The sequence below is a fragment of the Streptomyces sp. NPDC054786 genome, from assembly GCF_053611685.1.
Window position 1 is genome coordinate 129,521 of record NZ_JBSHAW010000001.1, and the last position, 20,294, is coordinate 149,814.

Genomic DNA, 20,294 nt, shown 5'->3' on the forward strand with positions numbered 1-20,294 from the left:
TTTCGTGACGGACACGACCCCTGCCACCAAGGGCACCGACACCCTGACCCGCCTGGAGCAGGAAGGCGAGATCGCGGCCGACTACCTCGAGGGTCTGCTGGACATCGCTGACCTCGACGGCGACATCGACATGGATGTCGAGGCCGACCGTGCCGCTGTGTCGATCATCAGTGAATCGACCAGCCGTGACCTGCAGAAGCTGGTGGGCCGCGACGGTGAGGTGCTGGAGGCGCTGCAGGAGCTGACCCGGCTGGCCGTTCACCGTGAGACCGGTGACCGCAGCCGTCTGATGCTGGACATCGCCGGCTTCCGGGCGCGTAAGCGTGAGGAGCTTGCGGAGATCGGCGCGAAGGCGGCGGAGGAGGTCAAGGGCACCGGCGAGCCGGTGAAGCTCGACCCCATGACGCCGTTCGAGCGCAAGGTCGTCCACGACGCGGTGGCGGCGGCCGGGCTCCAGAGCGAGTCCGAGGGCGAGGAGCCGCAGCGCCGAGTGGTTGTTCTCCCGGCCTGACCGCTCAGCGCTCCCGTTTTTCTTTGGCCCCGTCTGCTCGCAGGCGGGGCCAAACGTTGTCAGCGTTCTGTGTTATCCCGGGGGCGTAACCCGGGTTCCCGGCAGGAAAAGCAGTCCAAAGGAAGGGCGGTTCCCGTGACGGAGGCAGCAGCGGAGCTCCCTCCTGCGCCGAAGGCGGCGGAGGAGGTTTTCGGCGAGCGCTTTCCGGAGGCCGTGCGGTACGGCGAACTGCTCGCCGACGCCGGGGTGCGGCGGGGGCTCATCGGCCCGCGCGAGGTGCCGCGGCTGTGGGAGCGGCATCTGTTGAACTGCGCGGTGCTCTCCGAGGTGGTGCCCGAGGGCGTCTCGGTCTGCGATGTGGGATCGGGGGCCGGGCTGCCCGGTATCCCGCTGGCTCTGGTACGCCCGGACCTGAAGATCATGCTGCTGGAGCCACTGCTGCGGCGTACGAACTTCCTCCAGGAGGTCGTCGAGCTGCTCGGGCTGGACCATGTCACCGTCGTGCGCGGGCGGGCCGAAGAGGTCATGGGCAAGCTTCCCCAGGTGCATGTGGTGACGGCGCGTGCCGTCGCCCCGCTCGACCGGCTGGCCGGCTGGGGTGTTCCGCTGCTGCGTCCTTACGGCGAGATGCTGGCGCTCAAGGGCGATGCGGCGGAGGAGGAGCTCAAGGGAGCTCGGGCGGCGCTGAGCAAGCTGGGCGTGGTGGAGACATCGGTGGTGCACGTGGGCGAGGGCATCGTGGATCCGCCGTCGACCGTCGTGCGGGTCGAGGTGGGCGAGAGCCCCGGCGGTGTGCGCTTCGCTGCCAAGCGGGCGAAGGCGGCGCGGGTGGGCCGTGTGTCGAGGGGCCGCCGACGCTGACGCCCTGGTGCCGGAGCGCTACAGGCCGGCCTCGATGGCCCGGGTGCGCCGTTCCATAAAGAAAGGAACGGGCGAATCTCGTAAATGCCATCAAAACGACGCAAGACGGAGTGTCGCGGCTAATTCAGGCGCGACGCTGGCATCGTGTTTCACGTGAAACGTCGTTCTCTGCTGCAAGGGATCATCGACCGAGGTCGTGCGGCCGCCGCGCCGCGCGACCGTAGGCCCGCAAGGGTCAGCGAAGTATCCACAGAAGTGGATTCGTCCACAGGAGAACGGACCTCACTGGTTCACGACACCGAAAGCATGGCAGGCTCTGAACATTGCGAGCCTGATGTCGAGGAGAGTGAATCCTTGCGGTCCGACGCCAACATCGCGGGACCGATGACCGACCCGGTCCCCGGTCCCCGTAACGAGTCGTTCGGGGACGACGTTTCACGTGAAACGCCGCCCCCGATGGACGACACCCCGATCGGTCGTGCAGCTCAGCTGGCGGTAGAGGCACTTGGCCGCGCGGGTGAGGGGCTGCCCCGGCCTGAACAGACGCGGGTCATGGTGGTTGCCAACCAGAAGGGCGGGGTCGGCAAGACCACGACCACGGTGAACCTGGCGGCTTCCTTGGCCCTGCACGGTGCACGGGTTCTGGTGATCGATCTCGATCCCCAGGGCAATGCGTCGACGGCGCTGGGGATCGACCACCACTCCGAAGTGCCGTCCATCTATGACGTACTGGTGGAGAGCAAGCCACTCTCCGACGTCGTGCAGCCGGTCGTGGACGTGGAGGGCCTGTTCTGCGCGCCCGCCACCATCGATCTGGCCGGTGCGGAGATCGAGCTGGTCTCGCTGGTGGCCCGTGAGAGCCGCCTCGACCGGGCCATCCAGGCGTATGAACAGCCGCTGGACTACATCTTCATCGACTGCCCGCCCTCGCTCGGACTGCTGACAGTGAACGCTCTGGTAGCCGGCGCCGAGGTACTGATCCCGATTCAGTGCGAGTACTACGCGCTTGAGGGGCTCGGCCAGCTGCTCCGGAACGTCGACCTGGTGCGGGGGCATCTCAACCCCAAGCTCCATGTCTCGACGATCTTGCTCACTATGTACGACGGGCGCACCCGGCTGGCCTCTCAGGTCGCCGACGAGGTGCGCAGTCACTTCGGCCACGAGGTGCTCCGTACGAGCATCCCCCGATCGGTGCGCATCTCCGAGGCCCCCAGCTATGGGCAGACGGTGCTCACCTATGACCCGGGATCCAGTGGCTCGCTTTCCTACCTCGAAGCGGCCCGAGAGATCGCGTTGCGTGGGGCCCCGCAGACCGGGGACCAGGGCCTCAGCGTCAACTATGAAGCACAGCACAGCATCTCGGAGGGGACTCAGTGAGCGAACGACGTAGAGGCCTGGGCCGTGGGCTCGGTGCGCTGATCCCCGCGGCACCGCAGAGCACGGACCATGCCGGGCCTGCGGGGCAGGGAGCGGCGTCACCGTCGTCCGCACCGGTCTTGGCCCCGGAGCGAGGAGTAGCGGCCGCCAAGGTGGCATCGCTGCCGGCGCACGGTGTTTCACGTGAAACGGAAACACCGGCCGGGCCGGCGGCAACGTCGGCGGGTGTCTCAGAAGTGGCAGGAGCGCACTTCGCCGAGGTGCCGCTGGACGCGATCAAGCCGAACCCGCGCCAGCCGCGTGATGTCTTCGACGAGGACGCCCTTGCCGAGCTGGTCACCTCCATCAAGGAGGTGGGCCTCCTCCAGCCGGTGGTGGTCCGGCAGACGGGACCGGGGCGGTATGAGCTCATCATGGGTGAGCGCCGCTGGCGGGCGTGCCGTGAGGCCGGCCTGGAAAAGATTCCCGCGATCGTTCGGGCCACGGACGATGAGAAGCTGCTGCTCGATGCGCTTCTGGAGAATCTCCACCGGGCACAGCTCAACCCGCTGGAAGAGGCAGCCGCCTACGACCAGTTGCTGAAGGACTTCAAGTGCACGCATGACGAGCTGGCCGACCGGATCGGGCGTTCGCGCCCGCAGGTCTCCAATACGCTGCGGCTGCTGAAGCTCTCGCCGTCCGTACAGAAGCGGCTCGCCGCAGGTGTGCTCTCCGCAGGACACGCCCGCGCTCTGCTTTCCGTGGAGGACTCGGAAGAGCAGGACCACCTCGCACGCCGCATCGTGGCAGAGGGGCTGTCCGTCCGTTCCATCGAGGAGATCGTGACGCTGATGGGGTCGGCCCCCCAGAGCGCGAGCAAGGCCAAGGGGCCCCGTGCGGGCACCCGGGTGTCCCCTGCGCTCACGGGTCTGGCCTCCCGGCTGTCCGACCGCTTTGAGACCCGGGTGAAGGTCGACCTGGGGCAGAAGAAAGGAAAGATCGTCGTCGAGTTCGCCTCGATAGACGATCTGGAGCGCATCCTCGGCACGCTCGCTCCTGGCGAGGGGCGTGTCCTGGGTCAGTCGCTGGCCGAGGAGAACAACGAAGAAGAGTGAGCTGATGCTCTCGGCTCCAGGGCGGGCCGTGTTCCGGAGTGCATACCGGAACACGGCCCGCCCTTTGCTCTCTTGCGGTACCCGTGCCCGTAAAGGGTGGATACGATGCGTTCGGGTATGGCACGCATCCATGTGGAGACACCTCACACCGAGGAGAGGGCCATGCAATCGGTGAGCCGCACCGGACTGTTGGCAGCGGGGTTCGGCCTCGCAGCTGTCGGAGGATTCGTTGGTGGTCTGCTCAGAGAGCAGGCGGCGCTGACGGCGCTTGGTGTGGCAGGCGAGGGAAGCGAGGACCTGGTTCCATGGGCCGTCGGCTCGTACCGCTCACGTTGGACAACCTTCCGGACCTCCCCAAGCGCTGCCGCTCCTGTGTCTTCTGGGAGCTCGACCCCGTCAGCGGCGAGGCCGCGGTAAAGGCGGGCCGCCCCGAGCTCGAGAAGGAAGCCTGGATCTCGGCAGTACTGCTGGAGTGGGGGTCCTGCGGACGGGTGGTCTATGTCGACGAGGTGCCCGTCGGGTTCGTGATGTACGCCCCGCCGGCGTATGTGCCGCGGTCCACGGCCTTCCCCACCAGCCCGGTCTCACCGGACGCAGTGCAGCTGCTGACGGCGTGGCTGATCCCCGGCTACCAAGGCCAGGGGCTCGGGCGGGTGATGGTCCAGACGGTCGCCAAGGACCTCATCCAGCGTGGCTTCAAAGCCATCGAGGCCTTCGGTGATGCCCGCTGGAGCGAGCCGGCATGTGTGCTGCCCGCCGATCATCTCCTCGCGGTGGGCTTCAAGACCGTACGGCCCCATCCCCGCTTTCCCCGGCTACGCCTTGAGCTGCGGACCACGATCTCGTGGAAGGAAGATGTCGAGCTGGCCATCGACCGATTGCTGGGAGCTGTGCAGAAGGAACCGGCCCTGCGACCGCTCTGAGGCATGTGGTATCCCGTGAAACAGAGAACGGGCCTGCCCCTTCGGTGGGGGCAGGCCCGTTTCCCGTGAAACGTGGTGACGCGACTCAGGCGAGGTAGTCCGACAGGTCGCGCTCGATCGCAGCCTTCGGCTTGGCACCGACGATGGTCTTCACGACCTCGCCGCCCTGGTAGACGTTCATGGTCGGGATCGACATGACGCCGTACTTGGCGGTGGTTGCCGGGTTCTCGTCGGTGTTCAGCTTGGCGATGACGATCTCGTCGTGCTCGGCGGCAATCGCCTCCAGGGACGGGGCAACCTGGCGGCACGGGCCGCACCAGGTGGCCCAGAAATCCACGAGGACGGGCTTGTCGCTCTTGAGGACGACCTCTTCGAAGTTGTCGTCCGTGACGGTCACCGTGGCGCCGGCCATGGCAATCTCCTTACTGGGTGGGTGGTGGGAAAGCTGAGTGCGCGGATCAGACGGAGGCGATCTTGTCCGGCTCGGACGCCTCGCTGTCCGACAGCGCAGCGAGGTACCGCTCGGCGTCGAGGGCGGCGGAGCAGCCCGTGCCGGCCGCGGTGATCGCCTGGCGGTAGGTGTGGTCGACAACATCGCCGGCGGCGAAGACGCCCGTCAGGTTGGTCCGGGTGCTGGGCGCATCGACCTTGAGGTAGCCCTCGTCGTCGAGATTCAGCTGACCCTTGAACAGCTCGGTCCGCGGGTCGTGGCCGATCGCGATGAAGAGGCCGGTGACGGGCAGCTCGGAAGTCTTGCCGGTCTTGAGGTTGCGCAGCGTCAGACCCGAGAGCTTGCCCTCTCCGTGGACCTCGGCGACCTCGCTGTCCCACACAAACTTGATCTTCGGGTCGGCGAAGGCACGATCCTGCATGGCCTTGCTCGCCCGCAGGGTGTCCCGGCGGTGGACGACCGTGACCGACCTGGCGAAGCGGGAGAGGAAGGTGGCCTCCTCCATCGCGGTGTCGCCACCCCCGATAACGGCGATGTCCTGGTCCCTGAAGAAGAACCCGTCGCAGGTGGCGCACCAGGAGACGCCACGGCCGGACAGCTCGTCCTCACGGGGCAGGCCGAGCTTGCGGTGCTGGGATCCGGTGCTGACAATCACGGTCTTAGCCCGGTGCACATTTCCAGCGGTGTCCGTGACGGTCTTGATCTCCTCGGAGAGGTCGACCGAGACGATGTCGTCCGGCACAAGCTCGGCGCCGAAGCGTTCCGCCTGGGCACGCATGTTGTCCATCAGGTCCGGCCCCATGATGCCGTCGCGGAAACCGGGGAAGTTCTCCACGTCAGTGGTGTTCATCAGCGCGCCTCCGGCGGTGACGGCACCTTCGAAGACCAGCGGCTTCAGGGACGCGCGGGCGGTGTAGAGCGCTGCGGTATAGCCCGCGGGCCCGGAGCCAATGATGATCACGTTGCGGACGTCGCTCACGGGTGTCTTCCTTGTCTCTGCCGACTGCTTGCTGGGGCTCTCGGAACTCTCACCCCACCCAACGGATCCTACGGGGCGAGCATTCCCGGAGTGTCACAGCGGACTGCTCGTCGCTCAGTCTCGCTGGTACGAGTGAGACAGCAGGACCTTTCCGGGAACCGGTGGCGTGGCGGAGACGCAGGTGGAACTGACGACATAGGCAGAGACGCGCTTCGGATCGGACGGATCCGGCAGCACGACGAGGTAGGCGTCCTTGCCCTGGTACCGGGTGTGGCTGGATGCGAGCGGCGCTTCCGTGCGCCCGGTGCCCAGGCGGACGCACGACGGAATGGTGTCGGCGCCACCGCGCAGCGTCGACTCGGGAGAGGTTCGGGTGCCGATGTCCGGGGACTTGTGTGAGCCCTTTGACGCCAGCAGATCGTGTACATGCGATCCAAGGCTGGCGGCGGTCAGAGCGGCTGCACCCTCCGTGGTCTTCTCGGGGGTGGCGGTGGCCCGGCCATGGTGGCCTGCCTGGGTGCCATCGACGGCGGCGTTCTGGATGAGCAGGCCGCCGAAGCTGAAGACCGCCGCGGCTGCGGCGCTGCCGAGCAGAATCCGGGGCCAGCGCCGCGAACGAGAAGAGCGGCCGCGTGGCGACGGGCGACCTGGCCCAGAGGATCGCCGGGGCCGTCCGGCCGGCCGGGTGGTCGGCATGGCACGGTTGGGAGGCGCGTCGTCGGTTTCACGTGAAACCGCGACGGTGGCGGTGGCTGTTTCACGTGAAACACGAGCCCCGGCAGCGGGAGTCCTGGCGTCCAGCAGCGCCTCGGCGGCGAGGGCGGCATCGATGCGGCCGGCAACATCGGCCGGCATGCGGATCGGGCCGGGGAGGGTGCCGAGCAGCGCCCGGATTTCTTCCAGGGACGCATACACGTCATCGCACAGCGGGCAGCCGGCGAGATGATGCCGCACGTCCGCGCTGCGGGAGGGAGAGAGCAGCCCGTCCGTGAGGTCAGAGATCTCGGAGACTTCCGGGTGCTCACCTGTGGGGTGCTCACCCGTGCCGGTCGTCGACGTCACGCTCGCCCACCTCCGCCCTTCACGGCACCTGTGTCGTTCGGCCCTGCCGTCGGTGGGACGGATGTCCCCTGCGCCCGGTTCCTTCCCCCGCTCGCGGGTTTGCTATCCCCGTTGTCGGTGCGCAGATGGGTGACCAAGGGGAGAAGCCGAGCACGGCCCCGTGCACAGCGGCTTTTCACCGTGCCGGTGGGGATCTCCAGGATCGCCGCCGCTTCCGCGACGGGGTAGCCCTGCATGTCGACGAGGACGAGAGCGGCACGCTGTTCCTCGGGAAGGGTGCGGAGGGCACTCAGCAGCTCCCGGTGCAGATCCTGGCGCTCGGCGGGTGCCGCGGCGGATTCCTCGGGTTCGAGAAGCTGCTCCAGCCGCTCGGTCTCGGCGACGGGCGAGGTGCGCCGTGAGGCGGCCTTGCGGGCCCGGTCGAGACAGGCATTGACCGTGATGCGGTGCAGCCAGGTCGTCACGGCGGACTGCCCGCGGAAGGTGTGGGCTGCGCGATAGGCGGAGACCAGAGCATCCTGCACGGCGTCGGCGGCCTCTTCGCGATCACTGAGGGTGCGCAGTGCCACCGCCCAGAGCCGGTCGCGATGGCGCCGGACGATCTCCCCGAACGCGTCAGGGTCGCCCTTTACATGCAGGGCAAGGAGATCGGCGTCGGTTGGTGTCGAAGCCTTGTCGCTGTCGGTGGACACGGGCCCCCCGGCCGTAGCTGCCTGATCTCGGTCCAATTGAAGCCCGCCAGGTCACGAAAGTAAATGCTGTCGAAAGGCGACGGTGTGCAGGCCGGTGGCCGATATGCGCCGTTCTCACGTGGGCGGTCCACACACAAGCTGAGCCCAAGAGTGTGGGGCTCCGCCCGGATTGCCGGACCTCGGAGCCCCACATACTGCCCTGGACAGCCGTGCCGCCTTCACCAGCTGCTCAGCTGGTGAAGGACACCTCTGTCACACCCTGCCGGTACCCGGCGCTGCTGTACCCATCGCCCGGCGCATACGGCATCGCGGTGATCCATACGACGACGTAGCGCGCCTTTGCCGGCTGCTTCAGCTTGACCTTGGCAGTCGAGCCCGAGGTCCTGCCCGTTCCGAGCCGGCGCATGGAGCTGAGCGGCTGGGAAGCGGAGAGCGAATCGGCCGCATAGAGGTTCACGGTCGTGTGATCGCCGCTGTAGTGAAGTCCGATCGACGCCCCGCTTATCTGCTGTTGCGAGCCGAGGTCGTAGACGAGGCCGACGCCCTTCTTGAAGGCCGGATTCAGATCAGGGCCCTCGCGGTAGCCCTTGCTGCCCCAGTAGGTGCCGGGATTCCCGTCGACTGTGTCCTGCGCCTGATTCGCGTGCTGCGGCTGGCCGTCGGGGTAGTACTCCCCGGCCTCCATGATCTTGATCGGCTTGCCCTTGGGCTTCTTGGCCGCGCCGCTGCTCGGCTGTGCGTTACCCGGGTCGTCCTGGTCGTTCTCCCGCTTCAGCAGGGTGTCCGCCAGCTGCCAGCTGCCCAGTCCCAGCGCCGCGATGAGCAGCGCGGAGACGGACCACTTCAGCGCACGGCCGGTGCGGCTCTGCAGCGGGGGCGGCGGAGCGGCGACAGGCTGGGGCGCATGGCTCGCCTGGGCGGGGCGAGCCGACGGCTGCCGATAGTTGCCCTGTTGGTATCCCGTGCGCTGATACGGCGGAGGTGTGGTGAAGGAGGTCTCCGGAGGCCGGATACGCGGCATGGCCGCCACGGCCTTGGCCAGCTCCTCCGGGGTGGTGCACGGCTGCTCCTGGCGGGAGGCCGTGGCGCCATCGTTGATCAAAGCGCGCATGGCGAGCTCGGACAGCCCGCGGTGCACACCGGCGCGCACCTGGTCGGGTGCGATCAGCCCGACGCCCTTGGGCAGGCCGGTGAGGCCATGCGCGTCGTTCTCGTAAGGCCAGCGCTGGGTCAGCGCGGCGTAGAGCAGCGCCCCGATCGCCTCTGTGTCCGTGCGCTGCGGGTGCTCGCAGGTGATGCCGCGCAACGCGGCCATGACGGCCAGCCCACGGATGCGGTACTGCCCGGACTCCGTACGCAGCACCGAGCCGGGCGTGATCCGCAGATGGGACAGGCCCTCGCGGTGCGCGGCGGCCATGGCCTGGGAGACCTGACTGACGAGCTGGTAGGCGTCGTGCGGCTCCAGCGGGCCGTTGGCGAGCACCGTGGTGAGCTCGGTGGCATCCGGCAGCCACTCATGGACCACATAGACGAGGTCGTTCTCCTCGACGGCGTCGAGGACCTGGACGAACCGGGGGTCGCCCAACAGCGCCGAGGAACGGGCGGCGGACAGTACCGGTCGGGCCCGCGGGTGGTCGGCCGGCAGGATGTGCACGCCGACGGCGCGGCGCAGCTTCTCGTCGACCGCGCGCCAGCTGCTGAATCCGTCCAGACGGGTGACGCACTCCTCGAGGCGGTAACGTCTGGCAAGCTTGTGGCCGCTGTGCAGCTCCGGTGGCTCGGCTTCGATCGCCGCGGCACGCTCCTCGTCGGTGCCCTCGGCGTCGTTTTCCCTGCCGGATACCTCTTCGGCCTTAGCACCGTCGTCCGTGGCCTTACCCGCCTTGGCGGTCAGCGGTTCTTCACCGCTCGTGTCAGCCACGTCGACGGCAGCCGTGCTCCGTTCCGCCACCGTCGTTCCTGCCTCCCCATCCGTTGCAGGCTCAATGAGCCAAGACAATTGTGCCCACAGTCCGCCACTATGCACGACACACGGTGGCAGTCGATGGTTGTGCTCAATCAACGCCCAAGCTTCGACCGGACCATGCCGACCAGGGCGTTCAGTTCCTCGATGCGCATTTTGCGTGCAGCTACGTAGAACACGGCCAGAAGTGCGGCAGCACCGGCGACCAGAGCGGCCAGCGACCCGAGGAACCCGCTGCCGAGCGCCTGCATGATGCCGTACACCACGGCTCCCGAGATCATCGTGGCCGGGATGCTGGCGCCCGCCAGCCGTGCATAGGTCCGGACGACATGTGCGGTGTCGAGGTCGCCGTCCATACGCTTGCTCAAACGGCGCCAGGCCACACCCACGCCGATGATGTACGCCAGGCCGTAGGAGGCCGCCATGCCGACCACGGCCCAGCGGGCGGGCAGGACCAGGAAGCACAGACCGGAGGCCGCGGCGTTGACGGCGGCGACGATCACCGTGTTGTAGAAGGGCGTGCGGGTGTCCTCGTACGCATAGAAGGCACGCAGGACGACGTACTGCACCGAGAACGGGATCAGCCCCACGCCGAAGCCCATCAGCATGTAGCCCATCGGGATGCCGGCGCCGGACGAGCCGTAGACCAGCGTGCACAGCGGGATGCCGAGGGAGAGAAAGCCGAACGAGATCGGGACGATCGCGACGGCGGAGGTGCGCAGGCCCTGCGACATGTCGTCGCGGACGGCTCCGGTGTCACCGTCGTGCGCGGATCGCGCCAGCCGTGGCAGCAGCGCCGCCATGACGGAGACGGTGATGATCGCCTGCGGCATGTTCCAGATCAGCTGTGCGCTGGCGTACGAGATGAAGCCGGTGCCCGGGTGTCCCTGCTGGTCGGCGGTGTTGCCGGCCCAGGTGGAGAGCTGGGTGACGACGAGGACGCCCGCCTGGTTGGCGAGCACGAACAGCACGGTCCACTTGGCGAGCTTGGCGGCCTTGCCCAGGCCGTGGCCGCGCCAGTCGAAGCGCAACCGAAGCTTGAAGTCGGCGTCGCGCAGGTACGGAATCATCGCCAGTGCCTGGACGACGAGTCCGAGGAGGGTGCCGATCCCCAGGAGCCGGATGCCTTCGTCGGGGATGGTGGTGACCCCGATGTGCGACGTCTTCGCCGTGCCGTAGACCCAGATGAACAGGCCGAAGGTGGCGATCATGACGATGTTGTTGAGGACGGGAGTCCACATCATCGCGCCGAAGCGGCCGCGGGCGTTGAGGATCTGTCCCATCACGACATGCAGACCCATGAAGAAGATCGTGGGCACGCAATAGCGGGTGAACGCGACGGCGACTTCGTTGGCTGCCGGGTCACGGGAGATGTCGAAGGACACCATTTTCACCAGGAGCGGCGCCGCCACGACCGCCAGGACCGTCAGCACGCCGAGTACCACGATGACCAGCGTCATCAGCCGGTTCGCATAGGCCTCGCCGCCGTCCTCGTCCTCCTTCATCGCGCGCACCAGCTGCGGGACGAAGACGGAGTTCAGACCGCCGCCGATGGTCAGGATGAAGATCATCGTCGGAAGCTGGTACGCGACCTGCCAGGAGTCACCGAGCACCGCACCACCGAGGGCCGCGACGATCAGTGCCGAGCGGACGAAGCCCGTGAGACGCGACACCATCGTGCCGGCGGCCATCACCGCGCTGGACTTGAGCAGACCTGAGGCGCGGCCCCCCGAGGGCTTGCCGGCCGCCGCCACGGGTGCCGGCTCCGGCTCCGGTACGGCCTGCTGTGGCACGGCCTCCGGCCCGGGCGCCGCACCGGCGAACGAGGGGCCCGCCGACGCGGGCGCGTGGTGCTGGGGCTCGTAGGACTGCTGGTCCCGGAAGAGATGCGCGAAGGCGTCAGGCTCCGGACGCTCGTCGGCGGCCTGGGTGATCAGATCGTCGACACCCACGAACTGCGTCGTCGCGGCGGCATCACCGTAGGGGAGATTGCGGGTCGGGCCCTGCGGCTCGGGCGGCGGGGGCGAGGCCCACAGCTGCGGATCGGGCGTGTGGCGGCCCGCGGCAGGCTGCTGGTAGAGCGGCTGCGTGGGCTGCCCCGGAGGCGGCGGGGGGTGCGCGGCGCGGTCGTAGAGCGCCTCGGTCACCGGATCCTGCGCCGTCGGGTCCTGGGCGCGGTGCGGGTCGTTGCGGTAGGCATCCTGGACATAGGGGTCCTGGACGTACGGATCCTGGTCCGCGGGCGGCGGGGGCGTCGGAGGGACCGGCCCCGTGGGGTCGCCATTGGCGCCCCGGCCCCGGTCACCGTCGTACGGCGCATTCATCGCTGCCCCACCTCATCCGTCGCCGGCCATCCGGCCCCGCCATCTATCAACGGTCCACTTTCTCACCTGAGCCGGACGGGTCGGAGCTTTCCGATCCGGTGTCCGGCGTGGGGTCACTCGGCTGCTCCGGCTCGTCGCCGTCGGTGCCGCCGTTGTCGCCGTCCGTGCCTGTCTCGCCGTCCGGCCCGTCATCGTCGGGCCCGTCGCCGTCGGGCCCGTCGCCGTCGGGCCCGTCCTCGGACCGCCGGGCGGCGGCCCGCTTGCGCTGAAGATAGATCCGCACACCGGCGAGGACGAGCAGCAGCACGCCACCCGCGATGACGAGCATCACCGTTGCGGTGATCTCCGTGACGTTCACCTGGAACGTCATGCGGTCACCGTAGGGCTTTCCGTCCGCCGTGTAGAGCTGGGCGGTCACCCATGCCCGGCCATTGGCGTTCGCCGTGGTGTCGAACTTGAACGACTGGCTGTGCCCGCCGTCCACCGTGATCTGCTGCGACTTCCCCGCGTCCAGACGGTTGGGCTGGGACGAGGTCAGCTTCAGCGTCATGTCCTTGACGCCCTGGACCAGGTTGTTCTGGACCGTCACCGGAATCGTGGCGCTGCGCCCGGAGAGCGTCGCCCCCGACTTCTGGATCAGATGAACCTTCTTGGTCAGACCGTCGAGGTAGCTGCGTACGGAGTGCCGGAAGGTTCTGGCGCCGGTGGCATTGCCCCGCCACTCCGTCGACATCTCCCGCATTATGGCGTTGCCGAACGGGGTCACCACGCGCTCCGGATGGGCCAGGATCACCTGGAAGTCGTCCAGGGCGGACTGGGTGCCCTGGATCTGCCGGAAGGCGTTGACGGGGAGTTCCTGCCTGCGCAGCGAGGACGGGTAGGCGGCGCCGCTGGGCACATGACGGGTGGCCGCGCGGTCGGGCTTGGCCTTGGCCGCGGCGCCGAGGCGCAGCGACTGGGTCCAGCTCCCGGACTCGTCCAGATTCCGCAGTGCGGTGGCCATGGCGTGGGCCTGGCTGACCGACGGCATGCGCTGCGGCGCGACGACGATGCTGCGCTGTCGGCCCGGGTCCTCGAGGCTGATCATCTGCGTCTGGGCGAGGAACTCCTGAACCGCGTGAGTGGAGTTTCCGGCCTTCGACATATCACCCTCGAAGGCTTGTGAGAGCTGCGCGTCCGCGACGACGGCGCTATTGCCGCCGCCGATGGGGCGGGCCGCCGTCGGGGTGTAGGACAGCCTGCCGGCGTCCCGCAGGCTGTCGCTTCGGGTGATCACGTTGTGTGCACCGGCCGAGGTCGCGACATCCACGATGGACGAGTCGATCGCGCCGTCGACGGGCCAGGCGAAGTCCGTGCGCGGCTTGACGCCGAGGATCGTGTCCACGGTCTTGTCGGCAAGGTCGGTGGCCGGGCCGAGGTGACTGAGCGCACTGGGCACGCCCTTGCCGTGGTGGGCGAGCGAGGCCAGGTCGGGGTCGCCGAAGGGCAGCGCGACGACCTCGTGCGTCTTGACCGCTTCTTCGAGGTCGTGCAGCCACTGCTTGGCGACCGCCTGGTTCTTGCCCATGGGGCCGTCCGGGCCGTTCACCCGGTACGACTTGGTCATCGCGTCGACGGTCGCGAGCAGGTCGGGATCGATGACGAAGGTCACCGGCAGGTTTTTGCCGAGCGCGACCATCTGCTGCAGCCGGCCTCCTGGCGCGAGCTCGGCAGCGAGGTCGTCGTTGCGGAAGACCGGCGTCTGCTGGGCATCGGCGTCGGTCTCGGCGGTGAGATGGGTGGGGGAGATCAGCGGCCACATGTATGTGAGCTGCGTCTTCTTCCCGGCACCGGCCGTCTGCCAGGGCAGGAACGTCCGGTCGAAGCCGAGGACCTGCCCGTACGGCGCGGCCTGAGAGCGACCCGACAGAGAGACGCCGAGCTGGTACACACCGTTATCGCTGAGATCGAGGTCCTTGACCGGCACGCTGAGGCTGAAGGGACGGCTGATGCCGGGCTCCAGCTTGCCGATCTTCTCGGTGTGCCCCTTGATCTCCTCACCGTCCGTGCCCGGCAGATAGCCGGTACGACGCGACGCATTCTCGATGGAGCTACGGCCGCCGAGCGTGGATCCACGGTGCATGCCGACATGCGCGTCCGTGATCGTGCTGCGGCCCTCATTGGTCAGCGTGCCGGAGACGGTGACCGTGTCGCTCTTGGTGGGAGCGGACGGGGACATCGAGTTGATGGTGACGTCGACCGTGCGGGAGCCCGTCGGGGCCGCCTGCGCGGAGGAGGCGTGCGGAACCTGGAGCAGCCCCACGAGAAGGAGCACTCCAGTGAGCAGTGTCACGGTCCTTCGCAGCCATCGGCCACGCGGCCGTTCAGTCCGCTGGAACCCTGCCGCCTCGGCCACGCGCTCGCCCGTCCCTCGTCGTCGTCAGTGGTCGTTCGGAATGTGCGTCCACGAATGGTAACGAGAGCCGCAGCGACGGAGTGCCAGGGACTGCTCCACATGATCGCGGTACGGAGAGCCGCGCGCCCAGCCTGTCCCCTTTATTACGTGACGCTTTGCACTGCGCGGCCACGTACTCTGTTTTGTTGTGCCGAACGCCAACAATGACCTCCCCGCCCCGACCGCCGAGCGGACCCCGCAGTCGACGAACGCGCTGAACCATGTGCAGCGCCGCGCCGTGAGCGAACTGCTGAGGGTGTCCCCCGTCGCGGATGACCTGGCCCGTCGCTTCCAGGAGGCCGGGTTCACACTTGCCCTGGTCGGCGGCTCGGTCCGGGACGCGCTGCTGGGCCGGCTCGGCAATGACCTGGACTTCACCACCGATGCCCGCCCCGAGGACGTTCTGAAGATCGTCCGGCCGTGGGCGGACGCGGTCTGGGAGGTCGGCATCGCCTTCGGGACGGTCGGCTGCAAGAAGGAATCGTTCGACATCGAGGTCACGACCTACCGCTCCGAGGCGTACGACCGTACGTCCCGCAAGCCCGAGGTGTCGTACGGCGAGTCCATCGAGGAAGATCTGGTGCGCCGGGACTTCACGGTGAACGCCATGGCGGTGCTGCTGCCGCAGAAGGAGTTCGTCGACCCGCACGACGGCCTGGAGGACCTGGCCGCGCGGGTGCTGCGCACGCCTGGGACGCCGGAGGAGTCGTTCTCCGATGACCCGCTGCGGATGATGCGCGCCGCCCGCTTCGCCGCTCAGCTGGACTTCGAGGTGGCTCCGGAGGTCGTCGCCGCGATGAAGGCGATGTCGGACCGCATCGAGATCGTCTCCGCGGAGCGCGTACGGGACGAGCTGAACAAGCTGATCCTGTCGGCGCACCCGCGCGAGGGATTGCGGCTCCTCGTCGATTCGGGCCTGGCCGACCAGGTCCTGCCCGAGCTGCCCGCGCTACGGCTGGAAAGTGACGAGCATCACCGCCACAAGGACGTCTACGAGCACTCGCTGACGGTCCTGGAGCAGGCGATCGACCTCGAGGAGGACGGTCCCGATCTTGTGCTGCGGCTGGCCGCCCTCCTGCACGACATCGGCAAGCCCAGGACGCGGCGCTTCGAGAAGGACGGTCGGGTGTCCTTCCACCACCACGAGGTGGTGGGCGCGAAGATGACCAAGAAGCGGATGACCGCCCTGAAGTACTCCAATGACATGGTCAAGGACGTCTCGCGTCTGGTGGAGCTGCATCTGCGCTTCCACGGCTACGGGACGGGCGAATGGACGGACTCCGCCGTCCGGCGGTACGTGCGGGATGCCGGCCCGCAGCTGAAGCGGCTGCACAAGCTGACGCGCTCGGACTGCACCACCCGCAACAAGCGCAAGGCCAGTGCCCTGTCGCGTGCCTACGACGGGCTTGAGGAGCGCATCGCCCGGTTGCAGGAGCAGGAAGAGCTGGAGGCGATCCGCCCGGACCTGGATGGCAACGACATCATGCAGGTCCTGGGCATCAGCCCGGGGCCCGAGGTCGGCAAGGCGTACAAGCAGATGCTGGAGCTCCGGCTGGAGCACGGGCCGATGCAGCGGGACGCGGCGATCGCCGCTCTGAAGGAGTGGTGGGCCGGCCAGAGCTGATGTTTCACGTGAAACCGGCGGTCGGTGAACCGCCACGTATCACGTGAAACGTGGGGCGGTGTTTCACGTGAAACACCGCCCCACGGCGTATCCAAGGGGGTTCTCTGCGCGCTACTTGGCCGAGGTCAGGCAGAGCACCATGTGGGTGTCGGACCCCCTGCGCCGGTGCACGCTCTTGCTGTACGCCGATTCGTTTGCGGGGCACACGGACGGGTCCGAGGTGTCATCGTGCACCGCGGTCACCTTGTACTGGGCCTCCGAGGTGCCGCAGTCCACCACCTCGAGGCCGTCGTCGAGTGAACTGCTGGACTTCTTCACGCAGTCGCCGACCTCTGCGCTGCTCGCGTCGTTCATGCTGCTGATCCAGGCGACCCCGAGGAAGACCAGCCCGAGGACGGCTCCGACAGCCCTCAGGATCGTCTTGGGGGAACGCCGCTTGGCGGGCCGCGGCGGCGGTACAGGAGGTCCGCCCTGCATGAAGGGCTGCTGCGGCGGCACGGGGTAACCCGGCTGCGGCTGTCCGTACGGAGCCTGTGGCTGCTGGGGGTAGGCGTATCCACCCTGGGGCTGACCGTAGGGGGCCTGGGGTGCCGGCGGTGCCTGCGGGTACGGGTTCTGTCCGTAGGGCTGTTGTCCGTACGGCTGCTGCCCGTATGGCTGCTGTCCGTATGGCTGCTGTCCGTACGGTGCCTGGCCGTATGGTTGCTGACCCTGAGGCGGCGTGGTCATGGATCTCCCCCGATATTGATGTGTACAGGCTCGTGTAGGACGTCCGTAAGGTATCTGCTCCGGGCGCCTCACTGCAGAGAACTGATCAGCACGGGGCGAGGAATGCGGGTGCTCAGCCGCGCCCGAAGCGGACCATTGCCACGGTGACCACCGCGTAGAGGACGGTCACCACGCCGAGCAGAGCGGTTGATCTTCCGTCCGGAGGCAGCATGAGGGCGGCGACCGCGGCGGCGGCGACGAAGGCGGCATTGAAGAGAACGTCGTAGATGGCGAAGATCCGGCCGCGGAAGGCATCGTCGACTGACGACTGGACGATCGTGTCGGTGGAGATCTTGGTCCCTTGCGTGCCGAGGCCGAGCACGAACGCGGCGGCCAGCATCGGGACCGGCAGGAAGAACAGTCCGAGAGACGGCGCCAACACGGCTCCCATCGCGGCACAGCAGGCGATCCAGCCGAACGCGGTGAGCCGCCCGACGGCCCAGGGCGTGATGACGGCGGCCGCGAAGAAGCCCGCTCCTGACACCCCGACAGTGATCCCGAGCAGTGCCAGACCCTCCGACTCGGTGCTGGACCAGAAGTACCGGCACAGCATCAGCACCATGACCGTCAGGGCTCCGTAGCAGAAGCGGATCACGGTCATCGCCGCCAGTGCCCGGGCCGGAGCACGACGCGCGGCGAGATGACGCAACCCGTCCGCAAGTCCCCGCACCGTGCTCAACAGGGCTTCGCGCAGATGGGGTTGGAGACGTGCCGGGTCAGGGCCGAGCAACTGCGGGGCCATGCGCAGGGCGGTGAGGGCTGAACAGAAATAGAGGGAGGCGGCGAACAGCACGACATACGCGTTCACCTCCGAGCCGGCCAGCCGGATGGCGAAAGCGAGCCCGCCGCCGGCGGTCGCGGCGAGCGTTCCGGCCGTGGGGGCCAGAGAGTTGGCCATGACCAGTTGCTGTTCACCGTCGACCACGCGCGGGAGCGCGGCCGAGAGCCCCGCCAGTACGAAGCGATTGACGGCGGTCACGGAGAGGGCCGAGGCGTAGAAGAGCCAGTCGGGGGCCTTTGACACGATCAGCGCCGCCGTCGCCATGGCCAGCAGGGTGCGCAGCAGATTGCCGTACAGCAGGACCTGACGGCGCCGCCAGCGGTCGAGCAGCACGCCGGTGAACGGCCCGAGGAGGGAGTACGGGAGCAGCAGGATCGCCATGGCGGAGGCGATGGCCACGGGCGACGTCTGCTTCTCGGGCGAGAAGACGACGAAGGTGGCGAGCGCGACCTGGAACACTCCGTCAGCCGCCTGGGACAGGAGCCGTGCGGCGAGGAGCGAGCGGAAGTCGCGTAGCCGGAGTAATACGCGGAGGTCGCGCACAGCATGCATGAGGCACAGCCTCACACAGCCCGCAGGCCCCCGGGTGGAATACCCGGGGGCCTGCGCAGGGACGGTGAGTCAGGCGTCTCAGCGCTCGACTTCGCCGTTGATGAACTTCTCGACGTTCTCCCGTGCCTCGTCGTCGAAGTACTGCACCGGCGGGGACTTCATGAAGTACGAGGACGCGGAGAGGATCGGGCCACCGATGCCCCGGTCCTTGGCGATCTTCGCGGCGCGCAGGGCGTCGATGATGACACCCGCGGAGTTCGGGGAGTCCCAGACCTCGAGCTTGTACTCCAGGTTCAGCGGGACATCGCCGAAAGCGCGACCCTCGAGGCGGACGTAGGCCCACTTGCGGTCGTCCAGCCAGGCCACGTAGTCCGAGGGGCCGATGTGGACGTTGTCCTCGCCCATTTCACGGTCCCGGATCTGGGAGGTGACGGCCTGCGTCTTGGAGATCTTCTTGGACTCCAGGCGCTCGCGCTCGAGCATGTTCTTGAAGTCCATGTTGCCGCCGACGTTCAGCTGCATCGTGCGGTCCAGGATGACGCCCCGGTCCTCGAAGAGCTTGGCCATCACGCGGTGCGTGATCGTGGCGCCGACCTGCGACTTGATGTCGTCACCGACGATCGGGACGCCGGCCTCGGTGAACTTGTCCGCCCACTCCTTGGTGCCGGCGATGAAGACCGGGAGGGCGTTGACGAACGCGACCTTGGCGTCGATGGCGCACTGGGCGTAGTACTTCGCGGCGTCCTCGGAGCCGACAGGGAGGTAGCAGACCAGGACGTCGACCTGCTTGTCCTTGAGGATCTGGACGATGCCGACCGGGGCCTCGGTGGACTCCTCGATGGTCTGGCGGTAGTACTTGCCCAGGCCGTCGTAGGTGTGGCCACGCTGCACCGTCACGCCCGCATTGGGGACGTCACAGATCTTGATGGTGTTGTTCTCGCTGGCGCCGATGGCATCCGCGAGGTCGAGCCCGACCTTCTTGGCGTCGACGTCGAAGGCCGCCACGAACTCGATGTCACGCACGTGGTAGTCACCGAACTGCACGTGCATGAGGCCGGGCACGCGGCTCTTCGGGTCGGCGTCCTTGTAGTACTCGACGCCCTGTACCAGCGAGGCGGCGCAGTTGCCCACGCCGACGATGGCTACGCGAACCGAACCCATTCCGGTTGCTCCCTGTGTTCTCGATGAGGACCTGCACAGCAGAGCCTCATGTGGTGGTGTCATCGGACGGATCCGGCCGGGTACCACCCCGGTGCCGGGGCAGGCCGCCCGTATCTCCTGACTGGTTCTTCTTGTCCTGTGCTGCGGGACCTGGTGCGCGCTGATCACGCCCGGCGCGCTCACTCTCGATGAGCTCGTTCAACCAACGGACTTCGCGCTCGACGGACTCCATGCCGTGCCGCTGCAGTTCGAGGGTGTAGTCGTCCAGCCGCTCGCGGGACCTGGCCAAGGAGGTACGCATCCTCTCAAGGCGCTCCTCCAGCCGGCTACGGCGGCCTTCCAGCACCCGCATCCTCACGTCCCGCGATGTCTGCCCGAAGAACGCGAAGCGGACGCCGAAGTGCTCGTCCTCCCATGCATCCGGTCCGGAGTGCGCGAGCAGCTCTTCGAAGTGCTCTTTGCCCGCTGAGGTCAATCGGTAGACGATCTTGGCTCGGCGCCCTGTCAGCGTTGCGGCCGGTACGCCCTCCGCGGTGCTGTCCGTCTCCTCGATGAGCCAGCCGCTCGCGACCAGCGCCTTGAGACAGGGGTAGAGGGTGCCATAGCTGAACGCGCGGAAGACCCCGAGCGAGGTGTTGAGCCGTTTTCGCAGCTCATAGCCGTGCATCGGGGATTCGCGGAGCAGGCCGAGGACGGCGAACTCGAGGATGCCGGAACGTCTGCTCATCCTCCGCCTC

Annotated in this window: 17 protein-coding genes; 6 read left to right on the forward strand and 11 right to left on the reverse strand. The window is 67.9% G+C overall.

What is annotated here, in order from left to right; translation table 11 throughout:
* The first annotated feature begins 4 nt into the window (after positions 1–4).
* The 5 genes from ACWGI6_RS00580 (at position 5) to ACWGI6_RS00600 (ending at position 4,766) form a co-directional block, all read left to right on the forward strand.
* Positions 5–511 carry a Jag family protein gene (locus tag ACWGI6_RS00580; RefSeq protein ID WP_453265468.1) on the forward strand — a complete coding sequence of 169 codons (507 nt, stop codon included), beginning with the start codon at positions 5–7 and terminating at the stop codon, positions 509–511.
* Positions 512–646: 135 nt separating this feature from the next.
* Positions 647–1,372 carry a 16S rRNA (guanine(527)-N(7))-methyltransferase RsmG gene (rsmG, locus tag ACWGI6_RS00585; RefSeq protein WP_393904299.1) on the forward strand — a complete coding sequence of 242 codons (726 nt, stop codon included), beginning with the start codon at positions 647–649 and terminating at the stop codon, positions 1,370–1,372.
* 306 nt (positions 1,373–1,678) lie between these two features.
* Positions 1,679–2,749 carry an AAA family ATPase gene (locus ACWGI6_RS00590; RefSeq protein WP_453265469.1) on the forward strand — a complete coding sequence of 357 codons (1,071 nt, stop codon included), beginning with the start codon at positions 1,679–1,681 and terminating at the stop codon, positions 2,747–2,749.
* Positions 2,746–3,843, forward strand: a complete 1,098-nt coding sequence (locus ACWGI6_RS00595; RefSeq protein ID WP_453265470.1) for a ParB/RepB/Spo0J family partition protein — start codon at positions 2,746–2,748, stop codon at positions 3,841–3,843. Before ACWGI6_RS00590 ends, ACWGI6_RS00595 begins: the two co-directional genes overlap by 4 nt.
* A 305-nt stretch (positions 3,844–4,148) precedes the next feature.
* The gene (locus tag ACWGI6_RS00600; protein ID WP_453265471.1) at positions 4,149–4,766 is read left to right on the forward strand and encodes a GNAT family N-acetyltransferase; all 618 of its coding nucleotides are present in this window, start codon (positions 4,149–4,151) and stop codon (positions 4,764–4,766) included.
* A gap of 85 nt (positions 4,767–4,851) precedes the next feature.
* Here ACWGI6_RS00600 and trxA read toward each other — a convergent pair whose 3' ends face one another.
* The 7 genes from trxA to ACWGI6_RS00635 form a co-directional block, all read right to left on the reverse strand.
* Positions 4,852–5,178: a thioredoxin gene (trxA, locus tag ACWGI6_RS00605; RefSeq protein WP_030075727.1), complete on the reverse strand. Its 327-nt coding sequence runs from the start codon at positions 5,176–5,178 to the stop codon at positions 4,852–4,854.
* Positions 5,179–5,224: 46 nt separating this feature from the next.
* Complete coding sequence (gene trxB, locus ACWGI6_RS00610; protein ID WP_453265472.1) at positions 5,225–6,196, reverse strand: thioredoxin-disulfide reductase; 972 nt, start codon at positions 6,194–6,196, stop codon at positions 5,225–5,227.
* Between the two features lie 114 nt (positions 6,197–6,310).
* Positions 6,311–7,258: an anti-sigma factor family protein gene (locus ACWGI6_RS00615; RefSeq protein ID WP_453265473.1), complete on the reverse strand. Its 948-nt coding sequence runs from the start codon at positions 7,256–7,258 to the stop codon at positions 6,311–6,313.
* Positions 7,255–7,950 (reverse strand): RNA polymerase sigma factor SigM, encoded by a 696-nt coding sequence (gene sigM, locus ACWGI6_RS00620; RefSeq protein WP_453265474.1) that lies wholly within the window; start codon positions 7,948–7,950, stop codon positions 7,255–7,257. The genes ACWGI6_RS00615 and sigM overlap by 4 nt, the downstream gene beginning before the upstream one ends.
* A 229-nt stretch (positions 7,951–8,179) precedes the next feature.
* Complete coding sequence (locus ACWGI6_RS00625; RefSeq protein WP_453265475.1) at positions 8,180–9,901, reverse strand: protein kinase family protein; 1,722 nt, start codon at positions 9,899–9,901, stop codon at positions 8,180–8,182.
* Between the two features lie 107 nt (positions 9,902–10,008).
* Positions 10,009–12,237 carry a murein biosynthesis integral membrane protein MurJ gene (gene murJ, locus ACWGI6_RS00630; RefSeq protein ID WP_453265476.1) on the reverse strand — a complete coding sequence of 743 codons (2,229 nt, stop codon included), beginning with the start codon at positions 12,235–12,237 and terminating at the stop codon, positions 10,009–10,011.
* Between the two features lie 46 nt (positions 12,238–12,283).
* A complete protein-coding gene (locus ACWGI6_RS00635) occupies positions 12,284–14,569 on the reverse strand; it encodes a DUF6049 family protein (protein WP_453265477.1) in 2,286 nt (761 codons plus the stop codon).
* A 250-nt stretch (positions 14,570–14,819) separates the two neighbouring features.
* On the opposite strand from ACWGI6_RS00635, the gene ACWGI6_RS00640 reads away from it, so the two are divergent.
* Entirely contained in the window at positions 14,820–16,295 is a 1,476-nt protein-coding gene (locus tag ACWGI6_RS00640; protein ID WP_453265478.1) for a CCA tRNA nucleotidyltransferase, read from the forward strand.
* 111 nt (positions 16,296–16,406) lie between these two features.
* On the opposite strand, the gene ACWGI6_RS00645 is transcribed toward ACWGI6_RS00640, so the two are convergent.
* From ACWGI6_RS00645 to ACWGI6_RS00660, 4 genes are all read right to left on the reverse strand, one after another.
* The gene (locus ACWGI6_RS00645) at positions 16,407–17,024 is read right to left on the reverse strand and encodes an LppU/SCO3897 family protein (protein WP_453265479.1); all 618 of its coding nucleotides are present in this window, start codon (positions 17,022–17,024) and stop codon (positions 16,407–16,409) included.
* A 112-nt stretch (positions 17,025–17,136) separates the two neighbouring features.
* Positions 17,137–18,396 (reverse strand): MFS transporter, encoded by a 1,260-nt coding sequence (locus ACWGI6_RS00650; RefSeq protein ID WP_453265480.1) that lies wholly within the window; start codon positions 18,394–18,396, stop codon positions 17,137–17,139.
* A 78-nt stretch (positions 18,397–18,474) separates the two neighbouring features.
* Positions 18,475–19,557 carry an inositol-3-phosphate synthase gene (locus tag ACWGI6_RS00655; RefSeq protein WP_453265481.1) on the reverse strand — a complete coding sequence of 361 codons (1,083 nt, stop codon included), beginning with the start codon at positions 19,555–19,557 and terminating at the stop codon, positions 18,475–18,477.
* Positions 19,558–19,603: 46 nt separating this feature from the next.
* Positions 19,604–20,284 (reverse strand): PadR family transcriptional regulator, encoded by a 681-nt coding sequence (locus ACWGI6_RS00660; RefSeq protein WP_393904286.1) that lies wholly within the window; start codon positions 20,282–20,284, stop codon positions 19,604–19,606.
* Positions 20,285–20,294: the final 10 nt, after the last annotated feature.